Source organism: Vibrio sp. Vb2960, assembly GCF_033337665.1.
In the GTDB taxonomy this organism is placed as follows: domain Bacteria; phylum Pseudomonadota; class Gammaproteobacteria; order Enterobacterales; family Vibrionaceae; genus Vibrio; species Vibrio alginolyticus.
The window spans coordinates 117716-130740 of sequence record NZ_JAWORD010000002.1; the positions used below are offsets into that span (position 1 = coordinate 117716).

The window sequence follows — 13025 nt, forward strand, 5'->3', positions numbered from 1 at the left end:
GCCGTTTACGCAACGAACGTGAGAAGCGGAGTCTTTTTGTGAGTTCACAACGTTGGCTGTGGAGAAACCGATGTTTGATTCAGATCTCTGGTCTTGAAAAGGATGTTGGCTCTAGGGAGAAAGATTTGAAAACCACCAAAACCAAGAAAATAAAGAAACAACACGAACGCGCATACGAACTGCTTGCTGAGGCGGCTTACTCAGATCCATTTGCGGCGCTGGGTCCATTCATTGACGACGAAGCTTCGCTGAGAGTTTGGATGCCGGGCGCAAACAAGGTTGAACTGCTTGTTAATGGTGAACCTCGCGTGGCGCTTGAGCGTGATGGCGACAGCGGTTTCGTCTTAAAAGAGCAACGCGATTTACACCTGACCCACTACCGTTTAGCGGTCGATTGGAATGGTGTTGAACAAATTATTGATGACCCGTACCAGTACCACAATATCTACCAAGAGTACGAGCATCTGCATACGCCAAAAGACATGTATCACTACATGGGCGCACACTTTGTCACGCTAGAACGTGGCGGTGAAAACATCTCTGGTGTGCGTTTCCTTGTTTATGCACCACATGCATCTGCTGTTAGCCTTGTGGGTTGCTTCAACCAATGGGATGGCCGTCGTCATCCAATGCAACGCCTAGACTACGGTATCTGGGGCCTATTTATTCCTGGCTTAGAAGAAGGCGTTCAGTACAAATTTGAGCTAAAAGGGCCAAATGGGGAAGGGCTGCCACACAAACAAGACCCTTGGGGTTTCTACTCTGAGCAATACCCATCGTTCGCATCCATCACCTACGATCACAAGCGTTACCAATGGCAAGATGCGAAATGGCAAAACCGCGCAGTGACACAAAAGCGTGATGAAGCGTTATCGTTTTATGAGCTGCATGCTGGATCATGGAAGCGCGACGAGAACGGTGATTTCCTCAACTACCGCGAACTCGCGGAGCAGTTGGTGCCATACCTTGTGGATATGGGCTACACCCACGTTGAGCTGATGCCTGTGTCTGAGCATCCATTCTATGGTTCATGGGGCTATCAACCCGTTGGCTTATTTGCGCCAACTAGCCGTTACGGCTCACCTGATGATTTCAAATTCTTCGTGGATGCGTGTCACCAAGCTGGTATCGGTGTGGTGCTGGATTGGGTTCCGGCGCATTTCCCATCGGATGATCATGGTTTAGCGAACTTTGATGGTACGCCTCTGTTCCATGATCCAGATCCGCGTCGCGGTTGGCACCAAGATTGGAACTCATACATCTATGATTTAGGCCGTGAACATGTGCGTCGCTTCCTTGTATCGAATGCGCTGTACTGGTTTGAACAATTCCATATTGATGGCATTCGCGTGGACGCAGTCGCATCGATGCTTTACCTCGACTACTCACGTAGCCACGACCAGTGGGTACCAAACGTCGATGGTGGCAACGAAAACTACGACGCAATCGCAACCTTAAAATGGATGAACGAAGAAGTGTACAAGCACTTCCCGAATGCGATGACGATTGCGGAAGAGTCAACGGCGTTTCCGGGGGTGTCTGCGCCAACCTTTATGGGTGGTTTAGGTTTTGGCTTCAAGTGGAATATGGGGTGGATGCACGACAGTCTTTCATACATCAAAGAAGATCCTGTTCACCGCAAATACCACCACAATACCATCACCTTCCCGCTGGTTTATGCGCACAGCGAAAACTACGTCTTGTCTCTCTCTCACGATGAGGTGGTGTACGGAAAAGGCTCTATCCATAACAAGATGCCAGGTGATGAATGGCAGCAAACCGCAAACCTACGAGCATACTACGGTTATATGTATGGTCAACCGGGCAAAAAGCTGAACTTTATGGGCGCGGAAATTGGCCAAACGGCGGAGTGGAACCACGATGATCAGTTGCAATGGTTCTTACTGGAATATGAGCGTCATCAAGGTGTCCAAAAGCTGATGCGAGATTTGAACCACTTGTACCGAAATGAAGCGGCGATGCACGATCAAGATTGTGTTCCTGCTGGTTTTGAGTGGCGTCTACAAGACGAAGCGGATGCGAGCATCCTAGCGCACGAGCGTATTAGTAAAGAAGGTGAGCGTATTCTGATCATCACCAACTTTACGCCCGTACCACACGAGCGCTTTCGTTTAGGCGTTCCAAATGCAGGTCAATACGAACTGCTACTGAATACAGACGATAGCAAATACGGCGGCAGCGATTTTAAAGTGCTGACCAGTGTGAAAACGGAAAAAGTTGAAAGTGAATCACTGCCTCAATCACTTGAGCTTCGTTTGCCTCCACTTTCAACCGTGTTCTACAAGCTGCACAAATAATTTAGTCTAATCAAATTCTAAGCCCGTTTTACATTGTAAATCGGGCTTTTTTTGACCTATTTTTTACCTCTAAAACTTGTTGTTCTTGATTGAATCAGGCAAGCTCACGGGTTTGTTTATCATCAATCGCTAATGCATTGGGGAACTACACATGTTGAAAAGGCTTAAGTCATTTCTATTTAAAATGGTGTTGATATTGCTGATCGCCCCAGTCGTTTTGGTTGGTTTGGTGAAATATGTCGATCCACCAATATGGGGATGGAAGTTAAGCCGCATTGTTGCGCCACCAAAGAACTATCCAGACAATAGTCAACAAGAATGGGTATCCTTGTCGCGCATTTCAAAAAATATGCAGTTAGCGGTGATTGCGACCGAAGATCAAAAATTCCCTCATCATTATGGTGTCGATTTCGAATCGCTATTCGACGTGATTTCCGAGGCTGGTGATAATGGTCCGTCGAGAGGCGCGAGCACTATTACCCAACAGGCTGCGAAAAATGTGTTTTTGTTTCCTTCTCACTCCTACGTTCGCAAGGCTTACGAGCTTTACTTTGCCTTACTGATGGAGCTGATGTGGAGTAAAGAGCGTATTCTAGAAGTGTATCTAAATGTGGTTGAATTTGGTCCCGGTATTTACGGAGCCGAAGCAGCGGCGCAGAATTACTTTGGTGTCAGTGCAAAGCAACTCTCGAAGTGGCAAGCAGCGCGTTTAGCCGTGGTGTTGCCAAACCCATATCGAATCAAAGTCTACCCACAAAGTGAGTACACTGCTCGCCGCACAAGATGGGCGATGAATCAAATGAGCAATCTTGGCAGCGTGCAACTTTAACTCCCTCAATCTATTGCACTTAAATAGAACTACGCCCCTATATCAATAAAATGTGAAGCGTCACAAGCTTTAGGGCGTAGCCTTTCAGAATGATGTGCTCAGTTTTTCATCCATTTACTATTAGTGTGAATAAAAATACAACACGAATACTGCGCCTATGCGCAACCAATGGACTGAACGATGAAACTGAATCTGATTACGACTACCTTATTGCTTGCATCGGCAAGTGCCATCGCCGAGCCAAACATCACCATTTCTACCACGACCAACAGCCGTGACTTTCCGTTAAGTGCAGAGCAGCCTTTGGTTGTGCCATTAACCAAAGATGGCTATACGCTCAAAATCACGGGTGTTGAAGGCGACTGTGTCGCGCCTGACGGTCAAAAGGTCAAATTCAACAAACCTATCGCGCTGAACTGTGGAAAGCCAATAGAACTGCCATTAAAAATCCGCTTTACTGGCGATTACTCTTTTGCTTTTGATGCGGAAGCGAAAACATTGCGCTTCAAGCGTGAACCTAAGAAAGCCGCCAAGACAGAATTCAAACGCCCAATCCCACAAGTGCAATGTGAGGTTTATCAAGGCGGCGAAGTCACCATTGCGCTGGGTGACAGTTTCCCCGATGGCACCAAGTTGCGTGATGCTTACTCTGGGCAGATGGTCGAAGTAAAAGATCAGCAAGTATCGCTGACGCCAAGCAAAGATTCAGGCGGGTTGGTGCTACTAGAGCCAGTGAAGAAAACCAAAGAAGCAGTATCGTTTGATTATCGCAATGCCAACATTTACTTCGTGATGGTCGACCGTTTCAAGAATGCTGATACGAGCAATGACAACAGCTATGGACGCAAGAAAGACGGCAAAGAAGAGATCGGCACCTTCCACGGCGGTGATCTAAAAGGCGTGATCGAAAAGCTAGATTACATCAAGAGCCTAGGTACAGATGCGATTTGGTTGTCGCCAATCGTTGAACAAGTGCACGGCTTTGTTGGCGGCGGCGATAGCGGCTCATTCCCATTCTACGCTTACCACGGTTACTGGACGCGTGACTTTACCAAGATTGATGAGAACTTCGGTAACGAAGCTGATCTGAAAAAGCTGGTGGAAGAGGCACACAAACGTGGCCTTAAAGTCTTGATGGACGCAGTAATCAACCACACCGGTTACTCAACGTTAGCCGATTTGCAATTTGACGGTATTGAGGTGTTAAAACCAAACGCTGATTTACCGAATAAGTGGGGTGACTGGCAACCAAAAGCGGGTGAAAATTGGCATAGCTATCACCAGAATATTGATTACCAGAGTCCAAACTGGGCGAAATGGTGGGGCGGTGACTGGGTAAGAACAGGTCTACCGGGATACCCAGCTCCGGGCAGCAGTGATATCACCATGTCATTGGCGGGTTTGCCTGACTTTATCACCGAATCAGACAAAGCCGTGAAGCCTGCGCAGTGGCTATTGGATAACCCTGGTACTCGCGTAGAGGCGCGTGACAATTACACCGTCTCGGACTACCTAATTGAGTGGCAAACTGATTGGGTGAAACGCTTTGGTATTGATGGTTACCGTGTTGATACGGTGAAGCACGTTGAAGGCGATGTGTGGAAACGCTTGAAAGAAGAGGCTTCAAGCAGTCTTGAGCAGTGGCGTAAAGAGAACGGTAAGTCAGGTCAGCCATTCTGGATGATGGGTGAAGTATGGGGACATACCGCTTATCGCAGCCCTTACTTTGACGATGGTTTTGATGCGTTGATTAACTTCGACATGCAGAAGAAATTAGATAAAGGCGCGGCGTGTTTCAGCCAAATGGCAGACACCTACCAAAGTTACGCAGATACTATCGCCAATGAGAAAGACTTCAACCCAGTGAGCTACATGTCTTCTCACGATACCGAGCTGTTCTTCTCTCGCTTCAAAGATTACGGTATGCAGCGTAACGCCGCGAATGCACTGCTTCTGAGTCCTGGTGCTGTTCAGGTTTATTATGGTGATGAAGTTGGTCGTAACATTGGTCCTTACGCGGACGATTTCCACCAAGGCACTCGTTCTGACATGGTATGGAAGCTATCTAATGAGAAGCAAGCGCTGCTCAAACACTGGCAAACTCTTGGTCAGTTCCGTAAAGCGCACCCAGCGATTGGTGCGGGTCAGCATCAAGTAATTGAACAAGAAGGCGCGTACGTGTTCTCTCGCTCGCTTGGCAATGACAAAGTCGTTGTGGCGTTTGTGGGTCGCGATAAGTAGTTAGAACTTCGTTTTAAGCCTAGATAGAAAAAGCCCTTCCTTGAGTTATCAGGGAAGGGCTTTGTTGTATTAGTTCGCCAGTTCTTGGTCGATGACTTTTTCTAGCTCGTCAAACGGCACATAGCCAGGAATGACTTGATCATTAATGATCAACGCGGGCGTGCCGCGTAAACCAAGTTGCGTGAAATACTGATAGTTTTTATCAAGCAACGCCTTGGTCTCTTTGTCGTCGACAAGCTGTGCTTCTGTCCCCGTTTTTTTCGCGATTTGATTTAAGGAACGTGCGTCATGTGCGCCCGGTTTTTTCACCAATAACTCATGCACTTGTTCGTACTTATCTCGCTGGTTTTGCCAAACATTTAATGCGTAACTTGCCGAGTTGTAGCCGTTTTTCTCGTATTGTTCTTTAAAAGAGACATTGAGGTTAAGCACTTTTACCTGCGGATATTCCTTACCAACTTTGACCAGCTCTCCTTCTAAACGTTTACAAAAAGGGCAGCTGTAGTCTGTTACGTTAATAATGGTTAACTCAGGGTTTTCAGCACCAAAAGAGGAATGTTTGCCATCACTTAGATATTGACGAACCTCCTTCAAGGTGTCGCCAAATGACTGTTGATACGCAATGTACTCTTGAAGGTTTTGGTGCAATGAATCAAGAATTTGAGGGTTTTCTTTTAGTATCTGAGTAACTTCCTCTAGCTTTTGTTCTGCGGTCTTTTCTGATGCGAAAGATACGGCAGGTACGATAGCCATCGTTAACGCCAAAAGTGTACGAGTGAATGTCATAATATTTCCTAAAACTTTTAAATTTCGTTGTTTGTTATGTGAAGTGAATAAAATATGTACAAAAGTCAGGCAGAAAGGTCTCTCGCCTTGCTGGCTTTATTCTCTAAACACGCAAAGTTTTAGGTGAACCCGATACTTTTCCCGTATCGGTTCTGTGTATTCCAGATAACGAATTGTTGTGGATGCCATCGGCAGCGCCACAATCAAAGCAAACAGAAAAAATGGAATAAGAATATGATCAAACTGGTGTTGGTACGCTTGAACCAGCTTCTCTGAAAGGTCGCAAGATGGTGATAAATTCACGCTTTCATCTAGCTGACTCTGTATTTGGTGAGCCTTAGGGCAGCTTTTCGAGAAGCCGGAGTTTTGGCTTAAACATACCATCACCACCCAAAACACGAGGGCGAGTGTCCACTTGGCTATTTTAGGTTGTGAGCGTAACAATGGGTCGTATAGTCCTGTTAATTCTGGTTTATGCCGTTTACATATGACCGGACCATCCTAACCTAAATTTCGTGGCTGAATGTTACTTTCGAGTTAATCGATATTGCCTCAATGCCAAAGTATGAAGTACGTCATGAATGTTGTAGAAAGCAATATTCGTCAGAATCATTTGTTGAGTTGATGAAGAAGTCGTGAGCTATCGATATAGATTAAAATACCTAATTGTTAGAACAAACTTTTATTATATTTCAATTGTGATTGAAATCATAAAACAAAACTTCATAACTGAGTCGCGATAATGTTCGGCAGGCGGATTGATTTTGATCATCTCTCTAGCACATTATTCAGGTGAACATATGTGTTAAGTTCCACATGTGTAGGTAATGTTATGAAAATTCCTGTTCAAACTGAGCGTAAAGTTACACTGGGGTGCTACGTTGCTCTGGCGTTTGCGGTTGTGTTCTTTTCTGGTCTGATGCAATCCAACGAATGGTACGGTGTATTCGATTTTACAACGCTCAATGGCTCTTTCGGCAAGGTGGCGTATGGTGTCACCGAAACGGCTGACGGTGTGCAAGTTGCAACAACGTCGCTTCGCGGTACTGGTGGTAGCGGTGCTCGCGACGGTTTCATTTTCGCACTTACTTTGATTCCAACTGTTATGTTCGCCTTAGGTATGATCAACGTACTTGAGCACTACGGTGCACTTGAAGCAGCTCGTAAGCTTCTTACTCCTCTTCTACGTCCTCTAATGGGCATCCCTGGTAACTCTGGTCTGGCTTTAATTGCTTCTCTACAAAGTACCGATGCAGGTGCGGCAATGACGCGTCAGCTAAAAGATGAAGGTCACCTAACTAAGCGTGAAACGGACGTGTTTACCATGTTCCAGTTCACTGCAGGTGCAACCATCGTGAACTTCTTCTCATCGGGTGCTGTGCTGTTCACACTGACGATGGCTGACGGCTCTCTAGCAGTAACGTCTTCTATTGGTTTAGCAGTTGTGGTGATGTTCGCATTTAAGATCATCGGCGCGAACCTGTTCCGTATCTACCTGAACATGACGGAAGGTAAAGAAGACAAGCAAGACCAAAACAAATCAGAGAACTTAAAAGAGGAGACGGCATAATGGGTGACGTTAAAGCGAAAAAACCAATGGTGACGGATATTTTCGTCGAGGGTGCTAAGAAAGGCTGGGTAATTGCGACTACCTCTACGGTGCCTAACGTATTGATGGCGTTCGTTATCATCAAAGCGCTTCAAATCACTGGCGCGTTGGATCTGATGGGCACGGTGTTTTCTCCAATCATGGCGGTGTTTGGTCTGCCGGGTGAAGCAGCAGCGGTATTGATCGGTGCTTGGATGTCGATGGGCGGTGCGGTTGGCGTAGTGATTACGCTGTTTGACCAAGGTATCCTGAACGGCACGCACATTGCGATTCTTGCGCCTGCTATCTACCTAATGGGCTCTCAAGTTCAGTACATGGGTCGTATCATGGGGCCAATTGGTACTGAAGGTCGTTACATCCCAGTTATGATTGCAATCTCAGTATTGAACGCGTTTGGCGCAATGCTGGTGATGAATCTGTTTGTCTAGGAGTGAGTCATGCAATTCTCTCTAAATGAATATCTAGAAGAGCTACGTCCCCTAATTAATGTGGATTGTGGCACTTACACTACTGATGGTATCGAGTTTATCGCTTCTCAATTTGAAGAGAAGTACCAAGCGATGTCAGATTGGAGCGTAAAACGCATCGACTGTGGCAGAGCGGGCATCGGTCTCGAAGTTCGAAATAAGCCGGAAGCTGAGCAAATCGATGTGATGCTGATTGGTCATATGGATACCGTGTTCCCTGTGGGTACTGCTGAGCTTCGTCCAATGTCTCAAGATGCAGAGAAAGCTTACGGTCCGGGCGTCTCGGACATGAAATCTGGCTTGCTGAACATCGTATACGCGATGCGCAATCTAGACCAAGCGGTGTTGGATAAGCTGTCTATCGCTATCTGCATGAACCCAGATGAAGAAACGGGTTCTCTGGACTCTGTGGATTGGATTCAATCAGTAGCGAAAAACGCAAAGAATGTACTGGTTGCAGAAGCAGCACGTGCAGACGGCGGTTTAGTGAAAGCGCGCAAAGGCATGGCTCGCTACAAAATGACCTTTAATGGCGTTGCAGCTCACGCAGGTAACGAGCCAGAAAATGGTCGCAGCGCAATCACTGAGATGGCGAATTGGATTCTCGCAGTCAACGCAATGACCAACTTTGAATCTGGTACCACGCTGAATGTCGGTATTGTTTCTGGCGGTAACGGTGCGAACATCGTCCCTAAGCACGCTGAAGCGATCGTGGATGTGCGTTTCTGGAGCAACGAAGAATACGATGATGTCGACAGCAAGCTAAACGGTACGCTGGAAACACCGTTCGTTGATGGTGTGAGTATCGAATTGGTTCGTGAAGCTTATAAGCCTTCTATGGTGCCAAGCCCACAAACAGAAAGCCTGATGATGCTAGTTGAAGAAGCGGCAAGTGAACTGGCGATCGACATCAATTGGAAGGAAGTGGGTGGCGGCTCTGATGCAAACAACACGGCGATTCTTGGCGTTCCAACTTTGGATGGTCTAGGGCCTATCGGTGCAGGCTTCCACAGTGATCAAGAGTACTTGTTGCTTGAGTCTATTGAACCACGTATCAAAATGCTGATGCGTGTACTGGAGAAGATTGCTCAATAAGGCATTCTGCTTCTAAAGCTTGGTTCCCAAAGCTGTTGGTTTCAAAACCATTTGGTTTCTAAGACTTTTGATTTCCAAGACTTTTTGTCTCCAAAGCAATAATCCCCGGACTTCGGTTTGGGGATTTTTTATCTAGCCATTTTGTTTCCTTCCTTCATTATCATTACGCGCTATTAATCCTACGTTCAGGTTCATGGTCATAATATCTATGCCACAGTCATAAATTTAGGAGGCACGATGACCACAAGCATGTCTGTAAATTCGGCGTCCGATGACGTCTTAGACCAAACGATGCAAGCGCCAGATGAGAAAACCTTCTGGCGTAAAATGAAAAATTCCGTCAAGAAAGCAGGCGAAGAGATTGCTGTTATGGGCATTAAATCATGGCTCGCGATGGCAGATTCCAACACCTCTGTTCGCCACAAGGCAATCTTAGGTGGTGCGTTGGCTTACTTCGTCCTACCAACAGATATGGTGCCAGACGTGTTAGCAGGTGTCGGCTTTACCGATGACATGGCAGCGTTGACTCTAGCGGCGAACTCGGTCGGCAATGCCATCACCGACGAGCATGAAGAACAAGCGAGAGAAAAACTGAGTTCGATGACGGAGTAGGGTTATTACCTATTCTTTAGATTCCAGATAAAACAAAAGCCCCGATGTTTCCATCGGGGCTTTCATTTAGACAGGATAATTGAGTTTGGAAGGGTTTATGCTTCCGTGCGCTTCAGGTGCACTTCTTCTTCGGCTACGCCTGCCATTGGGTCGTTGAAGCGAGCTTCATCCAATGCACCTTCTGATTTCGCAACGATGACGGTTACTGCACTGTCTCCAGTGATGTTTACCGCGGTACGAATCATATCAAGAAGACGGTCAACACCCATTATAAGTGCAATGCCCTCTAGAGGCAGACCTACTTGGTTCAATACCATTGCCAACATTACTAGACCCACACCAGGGACACCTGCGGTACCGATAGACGCCAGAGTTGCCGTCATGATAACCATTAGGTAATCGCCCATAGTTAAATCAATATTGAAAGCTTGAGCAATAAACGCAGTTGCTACGCCTTGCATGATCGCCGTACCGTCCATGTTCACGGTTGCACCAAGTGGTACTGTGAACGATGATACACGGTTCTCAACACCCATGCGGTGCTTTGCTGTTTCCATTGTCACTGGAATCGTCGCGTTCGATGATGCTGTAGAAAAAGCAAACATGATCGCGTCTTCCATCTTACGTAGGAACGTAATTGGGTTTAGACCTGTGAAACCTTTTAACATTAAGCTGTAAGTAACTAGACCGTGTAGGACAAGCGTACCAGCCAGTACTAAGAAGTACTCTGCCAGATTGACGATCGCGCCCAGACCAAGACCAGTAAATAGCTTCGCCATTAAGAAGAACACCCCATAAGGCGCCAAGTTCATCAAAATCGCGACCAGTTTCATGATCACTTCATTCAGATCAGAGAAGAATGCTGCGATACGCTCGCCTGGCTTACCTGCTGCACTGATCGCGATACCGAATAGGACGGCGAACACGATAACTTGCAGGGTTTTACCTTCTGCCATTGCGCTGATTGGGTTAGTCGGGAACATATCAATGATCACCTGACCCAAAGATGGCGCTTCTGCTGATTTGAATGAACTTGCTGCCGTTAGGTCTGCACCAGCACCCGGCTGGAATAGCGTACCCATGGTTAGAGCAAGTGTGATTGCGATAGCGGTTGTTGCTACGTAGAAAGCAAGGGTTTTACCACCCATGCGACCCAGTGTAGAGAGGTCTTTTAGAGAGCTGGTACCACAAACTAGCGAAACAAATACTAGCGGTACAACAAGCATTTTTAAGCTGGCAACGAAGATCTGTCCACCAACTTCGAATAATCCATTAACAATGTATGCGTCGACAAATCCGTTGTCGGCAAAAAGTGTGCGAATTGCAAATCCTGTCAAGATACCCGCTACCATACCTAAAATTACGCGGCTGGTGAGCGACATCGGTTTCTTGGTATTCATGAGAACACTCCTTATAGTTATGCACCTTGAGTTCACTTCAAAGCGGCGAGCAGATTAGCAGCGGAGTGAGAAAATACGAAAGAATAATCCTCTAAATGGTTAATAGATGTGAACTTTATCACTAATAAAAATGGAATTTTAACCAAATATTAACGAATTGGCTGGATAAAAAGTTTGTATTTTAACACTTTTATCGAATATACAACCGATAACAAAGAGGATTTACAATAAATTCTAATAAGAGATAGAGTGCATACTCTCTTTGAGTGGATGCATTTCTGCATAACTATTTAAGCTGTATTCAGACTAGCGGTCGCTTCTTTAGGGATAATTTAGTATTGAGTGTTCATCAGAGCCAACGAACCCTTTATGCTTTCATATTTGTCAACTCAATGATGGTTGGCAAGTGTAGTTAGTTGGAGGTGATCCCAGCTCCAATAACTTTGACTGGTATTTTTAATCCCTCCAACCCAATAGCATTGTTTCGCTCGTATTAAGCCTTCCAAACACTGCTTGCCAGCCTCAGTGATACGGACGCTTTGTTCCCACCAGTGCCTTTCACGTGACTCAATCGTGATCAAAGGTGTTTGACACTGTGCTAGAGGGAGGAGTAACGCGTAAAACATCACGTCTCCTAGGTAAGGAAGAGGTTCTAGTTGTTGATATTGTTCAAACCAATCTTTGATGGGAATTGAACGATTTTGCGAGCTCAAAACCTTTAGTGCGAGGTGTTGTGTCAAGCTCAATCCAGTTTGTGAATTAGGTAACTCTTGCAAATGGCGTTTAAGCACGTCGAGTATATTGGGTAAGCAATCCAGTTGATGTTGCTCTATCAAACTGACGATAGCTTTTGGTGAGGAACATGACACTGCTTGCCAACACTGCTTTGCTTGGCTCAATAACTTAGCAGATACGGGTTTACGATATCGCCAACAAGAACGAATAGCTTCTTCAGGCAACTGCCCAAAGCCGATGAATCGTTCAGTGCCCGGGAACTGGTTCAACTCAATGATCTCTATCACTTTATTCTCTACATTCTCTAACTGTGTTAGAGCACGAATTAGCATCAATTGATCATAACTGTCATGTTCGACCCAAAAGACGATTCGTTCAAATACATCACTTTGCAACAGATCGAGGTTTGATTGTTCCAATGTGACTATATCTTGAACCGAGTCTTCACGCTTCATCACAGGCAGCAGAGTCTCTACGACATATTGGGCACGAATGGCAAGGAAGTTCTGTGGTGTTGCTGGTATGGGGCCAATACAAAGCGGATCGATCAGGGCTAAAAATGTCCCTTCAAATCCGCTGGCTTTAAGTTGTTGTTGAATGTCGTGGCCACAACGAACGTGTAGCGTTTTTACTTTTGCATCTAGGGGCGGTTTTTGTTCTTTGATGGCTAGTTTGTGCGCTTCTAGCTCTTCGACATGAGCTTTTAGTTTACTCCAACTGGATAAGCCCAGTTCTCTTGCGAGTGCATGTTGAACGTCAGCCAATTGAATTGTATTGGGAGCCAAAGATTCTGGTTTGGAGTGAAATCGCTTAACTAACTCCAACGTGGCGTCATCGTATAGGCGGATAGCTTTGAGCCTTTTTTTAGCAATGGATTTTTGCTGATTGATATTGATCGAGAAGCTATTTGTAGAGTTCATATTTCACCTTTCT

General features: G+C 45.9%; 11 protein-coding genes. 7 read left to right on the forward strand and 4 right to left on the reverse strand.

Annotation, left to right across the window (positions count from 1 at the left end):
* Positions 1-125: 125 nt before the first annotated feature.
* From glgB to R7O03_RS02510, 3 genes are all read left to right on the forward strand, one after another.
* Entirely contained in the window at positions 126-2318 is a 2193-nt protein-coding gene (gene glgB / locus R7O03_RS02500) for a 1,4-alpha-glucan branching protein GlgB (RefSeq protein WP_395233640.1), read from the forward strand.
* A 151-nt stretch (positions 2319-2469) separates the two neighbouring features.
* Positions 2470-3147: a monofunctional biosynthetic peptidoglycan transglycosylase gene (gene mtgA / locus R7O03_RS02505; protein WP_318131414.1), complete on the forward strand. Its 678-nt coding sequence runs from the start codon at positions 2470-2472 to the stop codon at positions 3145-3147.
* Positions 3148-3327: 180 nt separating this feature from the next.
* Positions 3328-5388: an alpha-amylase gene (locus R7O03_RS02510; RefSeq protein ID WP_318131416.1), complete on the forward strand. Its 2061-nt coding sequence runs from the start codon at positions 3328-3330 to the stop codon at positions 5386-5388.
* Between the two features lie 69 nt (positions 5389-5457).
* On the opposite strand, the gene R7O03_RS02515 is transcribed toward R7O03_RS02510, so the two are convergent.
* A complete protein-coding gene (locus R7O03_RS02515) occupies positions 5458-6174 on the reverse strand; it encodes a DsbA family protein (RefSeq protein ID WP_005374842.1) in 717 nt (238 codons plus the stop codon).
* A gap of 96 nt (positions 6175-6270) precedes the next feature.
* On the reverse strand, positions 6271-6558 hold the full coding sequence (locus R7O03_RS02520; protein WP_213893605.1) for a hypothetical protein: 288 nt from the start codon (positions 6556-6558) through the stop codon (positions 6271-6273).
* Between the two features lie 448 nt (positions 6559-7006).
* Here R7O03_RS02520 and R7O03_RS02525 point away from each other — a divergent pair, with 448 nt between their 5' ends.
* The 4 genes from R7O03_RS02525 (at position 7007) to R7O03_RS02540 (ending at position 9957) form a co-directional block, all read left to right on the forward strand.
* A complete protein-coding gene (locus R7O03_RS02525) occupies positions 7007-7744 on the forward strand; it encodes a nucleoside recognition domain-containing protein (RefSeq protein WP_151515275.1) in 738 nt (245 codons plus the stop codon).
* The gene (locus R7O03_RS02530; RefSeq protein ID WP_005374849.1) at positions 7744-8211 is read left to right on the forward strand and encodes a YjiG family protein; all 468 of its coding nucleotides are present in this window, start codon (positions 7744-7746) and stop codon (positions 8209-8211) included. Before R7O03_RS02525 ends, R7O03_RS02530 begins: the two co-directional genes overlap by 1 nt.
* 9 nt (positions 8212-8220) lie before the next feature.
* Positions 8221-9345, forward strand: coding sequence for a M20 family metallopeptidase (locus R7O03_RS02535; protein ID WP_285385302.1), 1125 nt, complete (start codon positions 8221-8223; stop codon positions 9343-9345).
* A gap of 237 nt (positions 9346-9582) precedes the next feature.
* Positions 9583-9957, forward strand: coding sequence for a YkvA family protein (locus tag R7O03_RS02540; RefSeq protein ID WP_009698021.1), 375 nt, complete (start codon positions 9583-9585; stop codon positions 9955-9957).
* Positions 9958-10052: 95 nt separating this feature from the next.
* On the opposite strand, the gene R7O03_RS02545 is transcribed toward R7O03_RS02540, so the two are convergent.
* Both R7O03_RS02545 and R7O03_RS02550 read right to left on the reverse strand, forming a co-directional pair.
* Positions 10053-11357: a dicarboxylate/amino acid:cation symporter gene (locus tag R7O03_RS02545; RefSeq protein ID WP_238966368.1), complete on the reverse strand. Its 1305-nt coding sequence runs from the start codon at positions 11355-11357 to the stop codon at positions 10053-10055.
* Positions 11358-11746: 389 nt separating this feature from the next.
* Positions 11747-13012 carry a DUF1835 domain-containing protein gene (locus tag R7O03_RS02550; protein WP_262668671.1) on the reverse strand — a complete coding sequence of 422 codons (1266 nt, stop codon included), beginning with the start codon at positions 13010-13012 and terminating at the stop codon, positions 11747-11749.
* Positions 13013-13025: the final 13 nt, after the last annotated feature.